Source organism: Spirillospora sp. CA-128828, assembly GCF_050945415.1.
Taxonomy (GTDB): Bacteria; Actinomycetota; Actinomycetes; order Streptosporangiales; family Streptosporangiaceae; genus Spirillospora.
Genome location: NZ_CP191986.1, coordinates 606,736 through 622,204 on the forward strand (window position 1 = coordinate 606,736; position 15,469 = coordinate 622,204).

Annotated in this window: 16 protein-coding genes; 6 read left to right on the forward strand and 10 right to left on the reverse strand. The window is 67.3% G+C overall.

Annotation, left to right across the window (positions count from 1 at the left end):
- Positions 1–216 precede the first annotated feature (216 nt).
- Entirely contained in the window at positions 217–651 is a 435-nt protein-coding gene (locus tag ACQPXG_RS03305; protein ID WP_433466115.1) for a hypothetical protein, read from the forward strand.
- A gap of 236 nt (positions 652–887) precedes the next feature.
- On the opposite strand, the gene ACQPXG_RS03310 is transcribed toward ACQPXG_RS03305, so the two are convergent.
- The 3 genes from ACQPXG_RS03310 to ACQPXG_RS03320 all read right to left on the reverse strand — a co-directional run bounded on the left by ACQPXG_RS03310 (position 888) and on the right by ACQPXG_RS03320 (position 3,874).
- Positions 888–1,421 (reverse strand): hypothetical protein, encoded by a 534-nt coding sequence (locus ACQPXG_RS03310; protein ID WP_433466116.1) that lies wholly within the window; start codon positions 1,419–1,421, stop codon positions 888–890.
- A gap of 467 nt (positions 1,422–1,888) precedes the next feature.
- On the reverse strand, positions 1,889–3,085 hold the full coding sequence (locus tag ACQPXG_RS03315) for an RNA-guided endonuclease InsQ/TnpB family protein (RefSeq protein ID WP_433466117.1): 1,197 nt from the start codon (positions 3,083–3,085) through the stop codon (positions 1,889–1,891).
- 138 nt (positions 3,086–3,223) lie between these two features.
- Positions 3,224–3,874 carry a 50S ribosomal protein L11 methyltransferase gene (locus tag ACQPXG_RS03320; RefSeq protein ID WP_433466118.1) on the reverse strand — a complete coding sequence of 217 codons (651 nt, stop codon included), beginning with the start codon at positions 3,872–3,874 and terminating at the stop codon, positions 3,224–3,226.
- Between the two features lie 164 nt (positions 3,875–4,038).
- Here ACQPXG_RS03320 and ACQPXG_RS03325 point away from each other — a divergent pair, with 164 nt between their 5' ends.
- The 3 genes from ACQPXG_RS03325 (at position 4,039) to ACQPXG_RS03335 (ending at position 9,282) form a co-directional block, all read left to right on the forward strand.
- Complete coding sequence (locus ACQPXG_RS03325) at positions 4,039–4,278, forward strand: hypothetical protein (protein ID WP_433466119.1); 240 nt, start codon at positions 4,039–4,041, stop codon at positions 4,276–4,278.
- 332 nt (positions 4,279–4,610) lie between these two features.
- The gene (locus ACQPXG_RS03330; protein ID WP_433466120.1) at positions 4,611–4,850 is read left to right on the forward strand and encodes a hypothetical protein; all 240 of its coding nucleotides are present in this window, start codon (positions 4,611–4,613) and stop codon (positions 4,848–4,850) included.
- Between the two features lie 466 nt (positions 4,851–5,316).
- Positions 5,317–9,282 (forward strand): hypothetical protein, encoded by a 3,966-nt coding sequence (locus ACQPXG_RS03335; protein ID WP_433466121.1) that lies wholly within the window; start codon positions 5,317–5,319, stop codon positions 9,280–9,282.
- Between the two features lie 72 nt (positions 9,283–9,354).
- On the opposite strand, the gene ACQPXG_RS03340 is transcribed toward ACQPXG_RS03335, so the two are convergent.
- From ACQPXG_RS03340 to ACQPXG_RS03355, 4 genes are all read right to left on the reverse strand, one after another.
- Positions 9,355–9,546, reverse strand: coding sequence for a hypothetical protein (locus ACQPXG_RS03340; RefSeq protein WP_433466122.1), 192 nt, complete (start codon positions 9,544–9,546; stop codon positions 9,355–9,357).
- A 155-nt stretch (positions 9,547–9,701) separates the two neighbouring features.
- Positions 9,702–9,887 (reverse strand): DUF397 domain-containing protein, encoded by a 186-nt coding sequence (locus ACQPXG_RS03345; RefSeq protein WP_433466123.1) that lies wholly within the window; start codon positions 9,885–9,887, stop codon positions 9,702–9,704.
- On the reverse strand, positions 9,884–10,078 hold the full coding sequence (locus ACQPXG_RS03350) for a DUF397 domain-containing protein (protein ID WP_433466124.1): 195 nt from the start codon (positions 10,076–10,078) through the stop codon (positions 9,884–9,886). The genes ACQPXG_RS03345 and ACQPXG_RS03350 overlap by 4 nt, the downstream gene beginning before the upstream one ends.
- Positions 10,075–10,884: a helix-turn-helix domain-containing protein gene (locus tag ACQPXG_RS03355; RefSeq protein ID WP_433466125.1), complete on the reverse strand. Its 810-nt coding sequence runs from the start codon at positions 10,882–10,884 to the stop codon at positions 10,075–10,077. The genes ACQPXG_RS03350 and ACQPXG_RS03355 overlap by 4 nt, the downstream gene beginning before the upstream one ends.
- A 179-nt stretch (positions 10,885–11,063) precedes the next feature.
- Here ACQPXG_RS03355 and ACQPXG_RS03360 point away from each other — a divergent pair, with 179 nt between their 5' ends.
- Complete coding sequence (locus tag ACQPXG_RS03360; RefSeq protein WP_433466126.1) at positions 11,064–11,441, forward strand: ATP-binding protein; 378 nt, start codon at positions 11,064–11,066, stop codon at positions 11,439–11,441.
- 131 nt (positions 11,442–11,572) lie between these two features.
- On the opposite strand, the gene ACQPXG_RS03365 is transcribed toward ACQPXG_RS03360, so the two are convergent.
- Positions 11,573–11,995, reverse strand: coding sequence for a winged helix-turn-helix transcriptional regulator (locus ACQPXG_RS03365; protein ID WP_433466127.1), 423 nt, complete (start codon positions 11,993–11,995; stop codon positions 11,573–11,575).
- An 87-nt stretch (positions 11,996–12,082) separates the two neighbouring features.
- On the opposite strand from ACQPXG_RS03365, the gene ACQPXG_RS03370 reads away from it, so the two are divergent.
- Entirely contained in the window at positions 12,083–12,898 is an 816-nt protein-coding gene (locus tag ACQPXG_RS03370; protein WP_433466128.1) for an NAD(P)H-binding protein, read from the forward strand.
- A gap of 46 nt (positions 12,899–12,944) precedes the next feature.
- Here the strand turns inward: ACQPXG_RS03370 and ACQPXG_RS03375 are convergent, their stop codons facing one another.
- Complete coding sequence (locus tag ACQPXG_RS03375; protein ID WP_433466129.1) at positions 12,945–14,057, reverse strand: hypothetical protein; 1,113 nt, start codon at positions 14,055–14,057, stop codon at positions 12,945–12,947.
- An 89-nt stretch (positions 14,058–14,146) separates the two neighbouring features.
- Positions 14,147–15,361 (reverse strand): Ig-like domain-containing protein, encoded by a 1,215-nt coding sequence (locus ACQPXG_RS03380; RefSeq protein WP_433466130.1) that lies wholly within the window; start codon positions 15,359–15,361, stop codon positions 14,147–14,149.
- Positions 15,362–15,469 lie beyond the last annotated feature (108 nt).

The following is a 15,469-nucleotide window of genomic DNA, read 5'->3' on the forward strand; positions in this document are numbered from 1 at the left end:
CATCGCGATCTCCGCCACGGGTCGGTCGCGGCCCGGGGCGGGGTGATCGAGAAATTTCGCCATCACACAGGACCTGACATCGCCCATGTTCCAAGTAGCGCAGCTGATCAGGGTGCGAAGGAACTGCGGCCGAACGGTGTGGCGTCGGGTTTCGTGCTCCATGGACAATCACACGGAAGCCTCCACGAAGAAAGGCGTAGAATGAAGATTAATAAGATGACGAGGCGCGACCAGGACGGGAAGACGACGAGGCGACGTGGCCTGGCACTGGGCATCGGTGCAGGGTTCCTGGCCTTCGCAAGCCTGACCGCATTCGCATCCCCGGCAAGTGCTGCTGATCGCTACACGATGCATACCGACGACGGCGACCCCGGGGGGGTCGTGAGCTTCTGGCCCAACGGAGACCGTGTTGAGGTTTCAGATATCGAGCAAGATGGCTGGGCAGTACGCCTCAAAGTCTGGGATGCGACGACCGGCAAGTACAAGTACGGCGGCACCGTCGGCGGCTTTGGCAACTGGAAGGGCTGGCGCGCTTCGCTGGGCGGAAAATACAATCTCGCCGAGAAGCACCTGATCAAGTTCGAAGTATGCCTGGTGAAATCAGGAAGGCCGAGTTATTGCGACACCTCAAAGTGGCGCAATAACAACTGAGTTGATTCTCATCGTGATCTCGATCGCGAGTTGATTGCGGCCCGGCGTGGCGTGATCCAGAAGCAGAAGTCTTCAGCAGGCGTCGCCTCTGCTTGGGAGAACGTGCCCGAGGGTGCGTGCCGGTCGGCTGGGCGCGGCTTTATCGTGATCAAGTTGTGTCGATGGTCCAAGGGCCGGCTTCAAACGAGAGGGCCCGGTGGACACCGGGCCCTCACTGTTCCTCGGAGGGGTGAACCTCAGAGGTAGGTCATCTCTCCACCACTGGGTTCGATGGTGAAGAGGTTCCTGTCGTAGCTGCCCGAGACGGTGATGTCTCCTCGGACGCTGCCGTTGACCGGGACGCCCTTGGGCACCCTGATGGTGATCTTCAGGCTTCCGTCGTCGGCCGACGGCTGGCCGGAGACCGAGCGCTGGCTTCCGTCGGCGCCTCCGTCTCCGAATCGGACGTCCATGCCTCCGTCTCCGAAGTGGACGCTCTGGGTGCATCCGGAGCCCATCTGCATGGCGACGGGACCGTTGAACGTGTTGTTGCCGAGGACGCCTCGTACTTCCCACACGGGGGAAGCCGACGCGACCGCCAGGAGCGTCGTACGACCCATCTCTTCGAGGAGGGCGCGTTCGGCGGCTTCCCGGAAGGTCTCACCGGTGGCGTCGAGGTCGGCCTCGACGGTGTCGCGGTCATCCTCGGCGATGATGTGCACGTCAGCTTGGATGCCGGTGACCACGATCGAGACGAAGGCCGCGGCGGGCACGGGGCCGAGTGTGCTCATGGGGACTCCAGGTTTGAGTTGGGACTGATGTCGGCACCGCTGGGTGATGCCGATGTCTACAGTCCTTGCCGGGGCCTGATCCGCATCCGGTCCACGCCCTCGATCGCGTCGCAAGGGGGACGAGTGGTCCTGGTCGATCAGGTCAGCCGGTTCGTGCGTTCCCACATCGGGACCGGCACTGGGTACAACGATGCGTTGCTGTCCGAACGGCTCGGCTCCGAACACGTCTTGTGGGCGTTAGGACGTTCGCCGCTTCGGGGGGTTGACCGGCTTGGCCGGTGAGTCCAGCCAAACGAATTCTGTTTCCCGCGTGACGGTGAGCCCGTAGCGGTCGCGGCCAGGGCTGCCTTGGCCGACCCACCTGAAATAGGCATCGGCCGCCTCGTCCCACAGGTTCCGGCCCCCCGACGTGCGCACCTCTTGACATCCTCCCCCTCGTGAACGAGGGGGATTCCAACTGCGACCGTCTACCCCGTGAGGGGCAGGTCGTGTTGAGGTTCACGGTTCACAGGCCTGCCCAGCGGCGGGCCTCCCCGTGCAGCGACCGCATGCCCTGCGGCCGTATCGCGAATGTTGCAGGCGGCGTTCACGTCGGCGTTGACCCGATGCCCGCAGGCCACGCACGAGAAGACCGCTTGGCTCTCACGGCTCTCCCCGGCGACATGCCCGCAGGCGCTACAGGTCCGCGACGTGTTACGCGGTTCGATCCTCACGACGCGCGCGGGCGCCTTGTCCTCCAGCCGCCGCACCAAGCCGCCCCACCCGGCGGCCAGGATGCCTCGGTTCAACCCGGCCTTCTGAGCCACGTTGCGGCCCGGCGCCTGCACCGTCCCGCGTGCCGAACGGGTCATGCCCCTGATGTTGAGGTCCTCGACGGCGATCACGTCGAACTGGCGGGCCAGGCCGGTGGAGGTCTTCTCGATCCAGTCCTTACGGCGGTCGGTCTCACGGGCTTTCAGCCGGGCGATCGCGGCCTTGACCCTGGCGCGCCGCTTGGAACCTGTCCGGGCACGGGCGAGTCTGCGTTGCAGCCGCGCCAGCCGGGCCCGTTCGGTCTCCCGCAGGCCGGGAGCGTGCAGCAGGTCACCGGTCGACAACGCCGCGGCCACGGCCACGCCCCGGGCGACCCCCACGACCTCGCCCGTGCCCGGTGCGGGGATGGGGTCTGGGATCGCGGCGAAAGCGACATGCCAGCGTCCGGCCCGGCCCCGGGTGACACGGTATGACTTGGCAGCGTCAGGAACGGACCGGGACCAGCGGAACCGCACCCACCCCACCTTCGGTATCTTCACCTGCCCCACCCGCCGCGACACCCGCCGCACGTCGCCGGGCTTGACCGCCACGATCCGGAACCCCTCGTGCTGTCCGGCCTTGCGCCAGGTGGGGCGGCGGTGGATACCGGCGAAGAAGTGGGCCATGGCTTGGTGGCAGTCCTTGAGCGCCTGCTGCTGCACCGTCACCGACCCGCCGCGCAGCCATCCGAACTCCGCCCGCGCCCGCGTCAACTGGCGGCACTGCTCGGCGAACCCCGGCGCCGACCCTCGCCCCGGCCGCCAGCAAGCGTGCTGCTCGACGGCCAGGTTCCACACGAACCGGGCGTGCCCGCAATGCTCCAGCAACGCCCGCTCCTGCACGGGCGTCGGCTGCAGACGGTAACGGGACATGCCCGGAAAGCTACCGGCCACCGCCGACAAAACCCGGAGAACATCATGCAGCAACGTGCCGCGCTTCCTCCCGCCCTGAAGGACGGGGGCCTCCACGCTTGCCGTCGCCCTTGTCGTCCTTGCTCGGCGTCACAGTCTTCAGTCCACTTTGCGGCGGGTGAACTGCCAGATGTTCACCCGCCCGCGCAGGTCGGGGAGGAGGGTGCGCCACGGTGGGGCGAAAGGCAGGTCCGCGTGGGCGACGAGTCGGGGGCCGTCCCAGTCGGGAAGGTCGAGCGCGCCCGGGTCCAGGACCGACGCCGCCGTGGTCCGGACGTGGTGGGCGGTGGTGTGGGCCAGGACCAGACGGAGGCCGTCGAGGCCGTCCGCGCCGCCGCCGTCGTGAAGATGGCGCTGGTCTGCGGGCACGTCGGGCAGCAGCGCGGAGGGGCGTTGCGGAGGGTTGACGGCCAGGAGGTCTGCGTGCATCGGGCCGAGAAGACGCCAGTCGGCCTCCCACAGGGTCAGGCGCTTGCGTGCTTCGGCTCCCAGCAGGTTGGTGACGTTCCGGGCGGTGTCCTCCAGGGCCGCGCCGTCGTAGTCCTGGGCGATGACGTGCCGTGCCCCGGCTTCCAGGGCGGCGAGGGCGACCAGGCCGGCCCCGCACCCGGCGTCCATCACGACCCGGTCGCGGGCGTCGGCCAACGTCGAGGCCAGGAATGCCGAGAACGTCGACGGCCGGTGCACCCCCGGACTGACCTTGAGCCGCTGGCCCAACTCGACCCAGCGCCCGATCTCCTGATCGCTCATCGGATCAGTGTGCCAGCAGCCCGTGACGTTCCCGGGAGCCCGATCAAGTGTTTACAGGGACAGTCGGCCCTGCTTGGCGCGGTCGAGGAGCTCGGCGAAGGCGCGGCGGGTGAGGCTGAAGTGGCCTGCGTGGGGTGTCCTGCTGTCCCTATCACCCGGAAAACATGATCAAGAAGATGGCTGCGACGGTGATCCCGGCGAGCCGACCGTCCGACGTGGAAGACGTCCGCGAGGGCCTTGCGGACACAGCTCGAGGCACCGGGGCAGGCAGGCTAGAGCAAGAAAGTGCGGCCCTTCTGTTGGAAGGCTCGCGATTGCAGAAGGCCGCCGCCGTGAGGCGGCAGGCCCTGGCCAGTGGCCGGCCCGCTTCCCTGAAAGCCGACTTGGTGTTGAAGTGCCGCTGAGCTTGCCACCGAACGGTGCCACAGGCTCCACCTCCTAGTGGAGATCGAACGTCATGTATTCCCGCCTCCGAGCGGGTGCCTTGACGCACTTGCATCCGCAGGTCGAGATGGTCAAAGAGAGTGCGGTGCCGTTCTTGAGCTTGGTTTGCATGACTCTTGAACTGGACCGTCCGGCTGAAATCAGTCGCGGCAACTGGTTACCCAGGTCCGAGTCTGCCGACGACGCCCCTTGACTCTCACCGGATCGAGGCTACTATGACCCATACGGGTGCGTATGGCATTGTCCGCCATGGCAGCATTGAAAGTGCCGTCGGAACGGAGAGTTATATTTCGTGCGGAGCTTCATCCATGGGCCTGCACTGGCATTGACCAGCGCAGCGGCTCTCACGGGGTCCTCTGTTATCGGCAGTTCCGCGATATCGCGCGAAAGCGACGGTAAAACGGTTTACGACGCGGGTCACTACTCGACCTACGCCGGTCCGGTGAAAATCAAGACCAAGGGAACGTGTGTTTACTGGTGGGGCGCCTATGAAAGCCAATCCTGGGAATCGGGCTGGTTGCACTGCGACTGAACGGCGCCTCGACCAGGCATGAAGTCCGTCTGACTCGTGACTGGAAGCGGACCCAGGCGCGTACGGCGCCACGATGTTGGCGCAGAACATCAGGGCCGGCTACATCGCCAAAGCGTCGTTAGCGCGTCCGTCGATATGAGGATGCGATGGCCACGGTTGACAAATGACGCGTCACCCCGGCGCTCAAGCCGAAGTACGAGGCGGCCGTCGCCGCCGCGACGCGGATGGAGCAGGGCGGTTCCCCTGCGCCCGCGCCGAACGGACAGGACGTCACAGCGGTGGCGCACACGAGGCACGACATCACCACCGCGCCGCAGGCGGGGGAGGAGCAGGATCAATGGCTCGTCGGCTGAGGCCAGGCCCGGTCCGCGGCAGCGAACCGCCGGGGAGGGCCCGCTCCGGCGGTGCGGCGCGGGAAGGCGCGAAGGCGGTTCGCGAGGGCCCGCACCGCGGAAAGCAGCTACTGGTGTGGCTGCTGGCCCTGACCGTTTTCGGTGGCCTGGCCATGCTCTCCGGTCAGGCGGGTGACTTCACGCTTGGCAGTCAGAAACCGCAGGCGTCCGCGCCCGCACCGGCCTCCGCGCAGTCGGCGCAGACCGGGGCAGACGCCGATGGGCGCCTGCTCGCCGCGGCCCGGGACGACGATCCGGGATTCGGGGGCAGTCCCCCGGAAGACACCCCAGCGCTGGAGAACCCAAAGCGGGACTCCTGTTCCTCCTATAACGAGAAGAGGGACTACCTGCCGTTGCACCGGTGGCAGTCCTTCGAGCTCTTCGTGGTGGACAACGCCCGGATCTTCAAGACCCAGCGGTTCGTCTCGATGATCGCCAGCCTGATGTTCATGACGGGGGGTCTGTGCTGGCGGATCATCGGTTCTCTCATGGGGTTCGGCTACACCTTCGACGTGATCTGCCAGCCCACCGCGGCGAAGGCGATCAACTCGGTCTTCCGGAGCTTCTCGCTGTACGCGGCCTGGTTCCTGATCCCCTCGTGGTTGTTCGTCCTGGCGGCGGTGGCCAAACGCTGGACCAGCGGGGCCCGCAAGGGGCCCGCGTCCGGGATGCGCCTGATCGCGGTATTCCTCACCGCGAACGGCGTGATCTTCTTCATGGGCGACCAGGCGGACGAGGCGTACCAGGGCCGGAAAGACGTCACGGCGCCGTACACCGCGCCGTGGGCGGCCGCGACGGTGCAGGGCTGGTTCGGCACCGCGGCGTCCTCGCTGAACGACCTGCAGGAACTCGGCAGGTTCAACGACGGCACGGAAACGAACCCCGTGTTCTACGACAACCACCCCGACGGCGGGGCGGGCCCGGTCACCTGCGCCGTACTCGACAAAGCGCTGTACCAGAAGTACTCGGACGACAACGGGAAGGAGAAGGACGGGAACAGCGCGATCGGTGACGACGGCAAAACCGCCATGGCGCAGGTGAGCAAGATGTGGGAGATCTCGCTCGTCCGTGCATGGCAGGCCGCGCAGTTCGGCGAGGGAACAAAAGCGTTCCCTTCGCCGGCCCATGCGTCCTGCCGCTTCCTCGAAGCCAAATCCGACGTGTCCAACGCGAGCAAGTTGACCGCGTACGACCTGGCGACCGGTAACGAGCCGGGCACCACCCAGCCGAGCATGGCCCGCGGGTACTACATCGACCCCGGCGCGGACGAGCAGATGATCTTCATCGCCTGGGGTGCCTGCAAGGGCCCTGACGGCGGAAGGTACGGCGTGGACACAGCAGAGCCGACCTTCGACGGGCGGCTCACCGCTGGCGACGGCGGCCATACGATCCCGCAGTGGGACGCGGCCGACAAGATCGCCGACAAATCGAAGGCCTGCAAGAAGCTCTTCAGCGATATCACCTACGAAGATGACAAGAGCGGGCATCAGTTCAGCGTCGCCGGCATCGACGTGCTCTGTTTCATGTGTGACAACGGCACGATGGGCCCGTTCTACTTCAACGGCGATGATGAGCTCAAGGACAAGCTGGGAAACTGCTACTCCACCAAGCCGGAATGCCGTGCCGACTGGAACTTCGCCTCCGCATGGCTGGGCAAGAACCAGGCTCAGCGGCTCACCCAGGGCCTGATGGCGATGATCGTCGCCTTCGTCTTCCTGTTCGTCATGGGACCCATGGCGATCGGTATGACGGTCTCCAGTGTGGGCTTGGCGGGCCTGGTGATGATTTTACCGCTGACATTGCTGCTGATCGGTGCGGGGCTGCCGCAGGGCATGCGATTGCTCAAGCTGACCGGTGCGGCGGCGGCGGGTGACTTCCTGTTCACCTTGGGCCTGACGTTCATGGTGATGCTCACCGACACCACGTATCAGGCCGTCGAGGCGACCACCAACGATGGCACTCCGAACTTCTTCCAGCAGGTCGCGCAAGGCGCGGCTCCGCTGGTGGCGCTGTTCCTGTTCAGGAAGATCAGCAGGATCCTGAGCCTTGGGGACATCTCGTCCACCACCGGGGCCACGGGATTCGCCTCGGCCATCATCCTGAAGAGCAGCGGCGACCGGAGGATGGCGCGCAACCCCGGCCAGCAGGTGGGCCAACGGCTCGGCCGGCTCGGCGTGGGCCGGGCGCGGCTGGGCGCCCTGGACGAGCGGTCGCTGCAGCGACGCATGGTCAACAACCGTGCGACGCGGGCGGTGGCCGGCGTCGCGAAACGCGGTGCGCAGCGTGCCACCCGTCCGGTCACCGACTGGGCGAAGGACCGGTACGACGGCACGCGTGCGCGTCTGCAGCGGGGCGTCAACACGCTGCAGCAGAGGGCCGCTTCGGGCTCGCCCGGGCAGCGTGCGGCGGCGTACGCCGGCCTGACCGCGGGCCTGGCCGGTCTGACGATGGTGGCACCGCCGGCGGTGCTGGCGACGTTGCCGCTGATGGCCTTCACCGGCAGTGCCGCGGCCCTGCGCGGCGGTCAGGCCGCCGGCGGCCTGATCTCCGGCGCGCGCAACGGCGGCCCGAACGGCGACGGGTCGGGCACGCCGATCGCGGCGGCGGGGATGCCCACGGCGGGGAGTGCCCGGACGGGCCTGCGGCAGGCCGACGACTGGCATCGCAACATCATCCGGGTCAGCGACCCCGAGGAGCAGCGGCGGCTGGAGAGAGAGCACACCGAGGACGGCCTGAACATGTATCGGGCCCGGCTGTGGGGAGCCGGGATGCACGGAGGGCTCAACCCGGAGTTCACCGGGTTCGTCAACGATGAGGAGAAGATGCGCGCGCTCACCGAGACGGCGAGCGCGATGGGACTGGACCCCAGTCAGCTCCAGGTCAGCAACCAAGGGCTGATCGCCCCCGATGTGGAGTGGGCGAACGGACGACCACAGGGCCTCACCGCCGAGCAGTTCGGTGCGATGGGGGCGTTCTTGATGCTTCCCGCGCGCGACCGGCGGCCCCAGATGACCGCCGACGGGGTCCTGGAGACCCAGGATCAACACATCGCCACGATGACGGCGAAGCTCAGGGAACGCGGCTACATCACCGATGACGGTGAGATCGTCAACGTCCTGGAAGCCCACGGGCTCGACACGCGCCTTCCCGAGGTGAGGGTGCGGGTGGAGCGCTGGCTCGAAGGGGGCAAGGACGAGGAGATCTCACGCATCACCCTCGCCCCCCGGCGGGGGGAGACCGCCGCCGTGGAGATGGCCCGGAACTGGGCCGCTGACGTCGACATGCCGACCCCCGACGTCCGCAACCTGCGCGATCTGGGGGCGGTGAGCGGCGTGATGCAAGCCGCGCAGAACGAGCTGGACTTCAACAATATTCGTATCGACCTGCCGGACGGCACCGCCACGTCGGCTGGAAACATCCAGCGTCAGATCGAACGGGAAGTCCAGTCCATGCTGATGAACGCCACGGAGACGAAGAATCTGCACGATGCGCGCGTCGTGCTCGCCCCAGATTTCTTCAATGCGGAAGAGATTCGTCTCACCGCGGAGTACCAGGACTCCGCCCAGCGGGTCGACAGGCTGAGCGCGATGTTCCGTGACGCTGTCGACGCGTCCCGGACGGCGCGCGGAGTCTGCGATCTGCGGGTCCAGATGGCCGATCCGAGCACCATGATCGACACCGACGAGCTGGCGCGGCTCGCCGACCAGATCGGCAGGCAGAACCAACAGGCACAGCAGGAATGGCATGAGGAGCTCGACAGGCTGGTCGGCGCCATCTCCCAGACACCACGAAACGCCAATGGCGCCGGGGCCATCATCGAGGACCTGGATCGTCTCCGGCAGTCGCTCGAAGGCCATGCGCGTATGGAGAGTGCGGATAATGAGGTTGTGCTTCACCGGCTGGAAGACCTTCAGCGGTCTCTCCAGGACAGCAGGCGGATGACCCAGGTCGACCCCCGGCTGGCGGCGAACGCGAACACCCCGGTCGACATCCGGCGCGTGCTGCGGGACATGTACCAGGACGAGATGTCCAGGACGTAGCCCGAAGCCGCTGACCCGAAAACAGTACCGGCCCCCTCCCGTCGCGGGGTGGGGGCCGGCTGATGTTAGCGCTCAACGAACCTCCTCGCAGGGCTCGGGCTCGTGCTTCTTGGAGCACTCGGCGAACCGCTGAGCGTACGCCGTGACCGCGTTCTCGAAGTCCTGCGCGGACAGGGTGATCGTCCACTCGAACTCTGCCGGGCCGAAGTCCCGGTCGAGCTTCAGGATCGACCCCGGCGAACCGTCGCCGAGGAGGTTGGCCAAGCGTCGAGGCCAGGAATGCGGAGAACGTCAACGGCCGGTTACCCCCGGACTGACTTTGAGCCGCTGGCCCAACTCGACCCAGCGCCCGATCCCCTGATCGCTCATCGGATCAGTGTGCCAGCAGCCCGTGACGTTCCCGGGAGCCCGATCAGGGGCTACAGGGACAGTCGGCCCTGCTTGGCGCGGTCGAGGAGCTCGGCGAAGGCGCGAGTGGTGAGGGTGAGGTGGCCCGCGTCGGGGGCCTTGCTGTCCCTGATGCCGACGACGCGTGGGAGCGCGGCCAACTCCACGCAGTTGCCGTGATCTTCCGATCGAGTGGATTTGCGCCACTTAGTGATCATGAAAGCGAGTCCATCTTGACCTGAGCGAGGAGGTCGGCGAAGGCGCGAGGGGTGAGGCTGAGGTGGCCCGCGCCGGGGGCCTTGCTGTCCCTGATGCCGACGGCGTTTGGAAGTTGGGCAAGTTCCACGCACTGCTCGGACGTGCCCTCTGTGCTCCGGCTGCTCTTGCGCCACAGGGGGGAAGTCGTCATGACATGTGCTCCATCGTGTCCTCGAGCAGTGCCCGGGACAACTCCACAGGCAATGCCATGGCACCGATGCGGTCGAACCTGTTGCGTAGGCCCGCCACCTCTTCGGCGTCCAACTCTAGTCGGCCGCCGTTTGGCGCCACAAGGTAGCCGATCTCTCCCTCCTTGACCTTCAGGACCTTGAACGGTCCGTCCAAGCCTTCGTTTGCTCCTGCGTTGTTCGGGACGATGCGCAAGATCACGTTTGGAAGTTGCGAAAGTCGGACGAGGTGTGCGATCTGCTCGCGCATCACGCTTGGCCCGCCCACGTGGGGACCCAACACCGTCTCTGCGAGCAATACCCACACCTCGGGTGGATCTGGCCGGTGCAAGATCGTCTGGCGCGCCATCCGGGCCTCGACGGTCTTCTCCAGGTTCTTTGGGCGACCGGCCAAGAGCAGCGCACGTGCGTATTCGGGGGTTTGGAACAGGGCCGGGATTAGCTGGCCGTCGTACGTGCGCATCTCGGACGAGCGTTCCTCGAACGCCAGGTAGTTCTTATTCCAGTTGGGATCGTGTCCTAGACGGGCAAACCACAACAAGATCGCAAATTGACCGCCGGTGTTCCACTTCGCGTCCAGGACCGCCGCTTCGCTCTCCTTGAGCTGTGACTCCCCACTCTCGAGTCTGGAAATCGAAGAGCGGGACCGATTCAGCCACCGCGCGACCGTGTCACCCGTCTGACCGTGCTGCAGGCGGTGAAACCGCAGGAAGAAGGCGATGGTTGCCCAGAGGTTGAGCTGTGGGTCGGGTGGTTCGTTGATGTTCACTCGGCCGCCTCCCGGAGCGTTCAACTTCCAGGTCTTTCAAGGAACAGCGACAAGCTAACTCTGTGCGCTCACTGTTGTCCCGAGAACGTCGAGAAAGGCGGGTGGGAGAAATGGTGGCGGAGGCCGTGAAAGCGGGCGAGTTGGACATTTCCTGTTTGGCCTGCGGGACGGTGCCGGGGATGGTGCGGACGTTGGTGGAGTTCCGGCTTGCCGAGTGGGGGCTGGGAAAGGTCGCGGACGATGTGCTGCTGATCGCCGGGGAACTGGTCGCCAATGCGGCGGAGGCCACGCCCGATCAGCAGATCCGGGTCAGGTTCGCGCGGGAGGTGGGCGCGGTCCTTCTCGCGGTGTGGGACTCGTCCGAGAAGATGCCGGTGGTCAAGCCGGTCGTGGAACTGGCGCTCGAAGACGTCGTCCCGGACGCGCGGGCGCTGGACGCCTGGTACGACGACGGCACGGGCGGGTGGGGACTGCCGCTCGTCCGGGCGCTGGCGTCCAAGTGCGGAGTGACTCAGACCAAGCCGGGCAAGTGGGTCTGGGCGAGGATCGCATGCTGAGGCACCCCGGTCAGTGGCGGACCTGGCGGGGCGGCGGACGGCTGTCCGGTACCTGGAGGTCCTTGCGCTTGATCTGCGCGAGTGGCTGCGGCCGGGCGTTGCGGGTCAGGACGTCGATGACGTTTCGCTGGTCATCGGATCTCGTTGTCGGGGTGGGCGCTGTCGTAGGACTGACGGGCCTGGGCGATACCGGCCCGGTGTTCGAGTGACCAGTCGGCGAGTGCCTTGACGAGGTGGGTCAGGCTCGCGCCGGTCTCGGTGAGTCGGTAGTCGACCTGGGCCGGCACGGTCGGATACACGGTCCGAAGGACCAGGCCGTCTCGCTCCAGCCGGCGCACCGTCAGGGTCAGCATTCGTTGGGAGATTCCATCGATGGCGCGCTGGAGCTGTCGAAACCGCCGAGGGCCGTTGGCGAGTTCGACGATGACGAGGACCGACCACTTGTCCCCAACCCGGTCAAGGACGTCTCGGATTCCGCAGTCGGGATGGTTCGACTTCCCGCACGGCTCAAGCTCGGCGGCTCCAGCGGTTACACCGGTGTGCGTCACTGACACGAAACTGCCTCCTTGTGGGCCGACCGCAGTCGGTTGAAGATCTCACCGTAGTTACTCAAGAGAACCACGGTAGGAGACGGAACCGCAATGATCATGGTGACCGGCGCCAACGGACAGCTCGCCTCCCGCACGCTCCAGGAGTTGGCCGAGCGCAAGGTGCCCGCTTTGGGCTGCAGTCGATCGCCCGCCGATGGGCAGCGGCGCATCGACTTCGACGACCCTGCGACCCTCGACCTCACCGCCGTTTCGACGCTGGTCCTCGTCTCGGCGGGGTATGCCGAGGACGACCAGGTCATCGCTCGTCACCGGGCCGTTCTTGACGCCGCGGTGCGGGACGGCGTGGGCCACGTGGTCTACACCAGCCTGACCGGCGGCGGTGACCACCTCGGCTTCGCGCTCGCCCACCGGACCACCGAGCAGATGATCAAGGCCAGTGGACTCGGCTGGACGATCCTGCGCAACGGGCTCTATGCCGAACTCTTCGGCGCGCTGCTGACCTGGACCGCCGACGGCCTGGAATCAGCGTTCGGCAAGGGCGCCCTCTCTGCGGTGGCGCGGGTCGACCTGGCCGCTGCCGCAGCCGTCGTCGCCGGCAACCCGGCAGTACACGCCGACACGACCTATGACCTGGTCGGCGAACCGATCACCGCCACCGACATCGCCGAAAACCTCGCCGTCGCGCACCGAACGATCGGGCTCGGCGAGTACCGCGCCCGGCTCCTTGCCGATGACGCCCTGCTCCCGTTCCAGCCGCCGATGCTCGCCTCGATCGCGACCAGCGTCCGCCACGGGTTCCTCGGCAACACCACTTCCGACCTCGTCCAGCTGCTCGGCCGACCGCTCACCGACTCGCTCACCGTCGCCGCGGACGCCGCGGCCGCGATGCGCCCGGGCGCACGCTGACACCGATGGTTCTTGTCGATGGTGCGTGGTCCCTTCCACCTGTGGGTCAGGAAAGCAGGTGGCGGCGGAGGCGGCGGGCGTTGCGTTGGATCAGGCCCTCGTGCAGGGCCATTTCCGCTAGGGCGACCGCCGCGATGGCGCCGGCCTGTGCGGTCTCTTCGGCGCTCGGTGGGGTCGCCTTCTCCCGGGACGGGTCGTAGCGCAGGTCGTCGAGGTCGCCGACGACGCGCGCGGACGTTCGCTGGAGAGCGGCGAGGTCATGGTCGCTCCACTCGGCGATACTGGCGCGCCAGGCGGGCGGGATGACGACTTTGCCGCCGCGCTGTTCGCGGGCCTGGAGCCGGTCGATGACGACCCGCCGCACCCGGTCGGCGTTCTGCCTGCTCCAGGAGGTCTCCTGGACGGCCGCGTTCATGGACGAGAGCACGAGCGTCTCCGGTGCCGTAAGTCCGGTGTGGGCCTGGCGCTCGGGCACGACGGCGAACTCGTCGAGGCCGGGAAGTCCGATCGCCTCCGCGAAGCGTCGCCACAGGAGCTGAGGAGGCTTACCTGGGGTCGTCACCACGGAGACGCGGGCGGCTCCCGCCTCGGACCAGCGCCGTACCAGCCTGCTCAAGGTGAACGCCCGCCAGATGTGCGAGGCCGAGTCGTTCTCGATGTCGTCCCAGCCCTTCTCTCGCTGCGCGGCGAGACCGGCGAGGTACGTTTCGAAGCTCACCGTCCGGCCGTTGCGGATGTGCTGCTGCCAGAGCGAGGGCAGCAACTGCCCCAGGCCCCGGGCCGTGACCACGATCTCGACGTCGTCGACGCCCAGCGCGTCCAGGAGACGGTGAATCGCGGGCGTCCGGATGACCGACAAGGCCTCGGCCGACAGCAGCACCGTGCCGGGGGAGGACTTCACCTTGCCCAGAATGGTCTTCCACGAGGACTTCTCCTCGGACGCGCGCCCCTCTGACACCCACGGGTACTCCGTCGCCAGCAGCCCGTAGCTCGCCCATTCATGGTTGGCCACGCCCCGCTTTCCCTGGTCCCAGTCCGGGGGAACGGGGTAGCGGACGCCCGCCTCGGCGAGCGCCTCGCCGCCTTCCTGCAGCATGTGCTGCAGGAAGGTCGTGCCCGACTTCTGCAGGCCGATATGCAGGACGATCTTCGACGCCACAGCTCGCTCCGCGGTCGCGCATGGACGGTGAAGCCGCAGAATAACCGCTGGTCAGGCGCGGTTCGCTGTGGTCGGGTTCCGGTGTGTCGTCAGGCCTGGGTGGTGGTGATGGTCTTGCCGAGGGCGCTGCCCTTGGCCCAGGTGGCGAAGGGCAGCTGCCAGTAGGCCAGGCCGTTCGTCCACTGGAGGCTGCGCTTGGTGCCGGTGATCTTGACCAGGTCGCCACGGTAGGACCACGAGAAGAACCACTGGGCGTCGTTCGCGGGCGAGCGGACGCAGCCGTGGCTGCAGTTGCGGTTCCCGAGGCAGGACGGGTCGTCCATGTTCTGGTGGATGTACTCGCCGCTGTTGGAGATGCGGGTCGCGAACGGGACCTTCTCGTCGTACCAGCCCGGGTCGCCCTTCTTCTTGCCGGGCGGGCGCATGCGCTCCAGGCGGACGTGGTCCATGGTCAGGTGGACGCCGCTGGTGGTGAGCAGGTGGTCGACACCGTCGCCCTGGACGTCGCCGCCGCTGCCGAGGCTGACGCCCCAGGTGCGGACGGTGCGGCCGTTCTTCTTGACGACGGCCCGGTGGGTCGTGGCGCTGATGTTGACGGTGTGGGAGTCGCCGATCTTGAAGGTGCGGGTGACGTCCTTGTCGCCGAAGACGTCGTCGCCGATCTTCAGGCCCGCGTAGTGGACCTTGACGGTGACCGTCTGGTGCGCCTTCCACGGGCTCTTCGGACGGAAGACGACGGAGGGGAGGCCGTTGAAGGACTCGCCGGAGCTCAGCCAGCGCCACGCGCCCTCGGTGGGGGTGGTGGAGGAGATCTCGATGGCCCGCTCGATGGCGGGCTTGGCCTTGTCCGGGACGGCCTTGTTGAACTGGACGAGGATCGGCATGCCGGTGCCGACCGTCTCGTTCTGGCTCGGCACGACGTTGTTGACACGGGTGGCGGCCGTGGCGCGGCTGGCGCGGAACGCGCTGGTCGCGGTGGTGGACTTGCCCTTCCCGGACGTCGCCGTCGCCGACACCTGGTAGGCGCCGCCGGGCCGCAGCGTCCACGTCGAGTGCCACTTGGTCTTGTCGGCGGACAGCGTGCCGGGGACGTCGACGCCCTTCAGCTTGACCGAGACCTGGCCGAGCTTGCCGCCCGCGGCGGTGACCGTCACGCCCTCGTCGGGCCGGGCCTTGCCGGCGCCGTTCGCCGGTGTGATCGTCACCTGGGGGGCGCCGTCGTCGCCCTTCGTGGTCGTTCCGCCGCCGCCCTCGCCGCCGCTGCTGCCACCGCACGCGGTAGCCAGGCCCAGGACAAGCGCCATCGCCAACGCCTTACCTCGCACCGTTCTCCCTCAACATCCCGCCGGGCCCGCGTGACGCGGGACGGCAACAAGATCGCTCACGGAACGGCCCGTTATTCCCGGCCCGCC

Bases quoted from the DNA above. Each gene is read 5' to 3' on its own strand.
- ACQPXG_RS03360 (WP_433466126.1), top strand. From the start codon at position 11,064: ATGGTGCGGACGTTGGTGGAGTTCCGGCTTGCCGAGTGGGGGCTGGGA.
- ACQPXG_RS03310 (WP_433466116.1), bottom strand. From the start codon at position 1,421: ATGAGCACACTCGGCCCCGTGCCCGCCGCGGCCTTCGTCTCGATCGTG.
- ACQPXG_RS03345 (WP_433466123.1), bottom strand. From the start codon at position 9,887: ATGATCACTAAGTGGCGCAAATCCACTCGATCGGAAGATCACGGCAAC.
- ACQPXG_RS03350 (WP_433466124.1), bottom strand. From the start codon at position 10,078: ATGACGACTTCCCCCCTGTGGCGCAAGAGCAGCCGGAGCACAGAGGGC.
- ACQPXG_RS03380 (WP_433466130.1), bottom strand. From the start codon at position 15,361: ATGGCGCTTGTCCTGGGCCTGGCTACCGCGTGCGGTGGCAGCAGCGGC.
- ACQPXG_RS03320 (WP_433466118.1), bottom strand. From the start codon at position 3,874: ATGAGCGATCAGGAGATCGGGCGCTGGGTCGAGTTGGGCCAGCGGCTC.
- ACQPXG_RS03315 (WP_433466117.1), bottom strand. From the start codon at position 3,085: ATGTCCCGTTACCGTCTGCAGCCGACGCCCGTGCAGGAGCGGGCGTTG.
- ACQPXG_RS03325 (WP_433466119.1), top strand. From the start codon at position 4,039: ATGATCAAGAAGATGGCTGCGACGGTGATCCCGGCGAGCCGACCGTCC.
- ACQPXG_RS03370 (WP_433466128.1), top strand. From the start codon at position 12,083: ATGATCATGGTGACCGGCGCCAACGGACAGCTCGCCTCCCGCACGCTC.
- ACQPXG_RS03305 (WP_433466115.1), top strand. From the start codon at position 217: ATGACGAGGCGCGACCAGGACGGGAAGACGACGAGGCGACGTGGCCTG.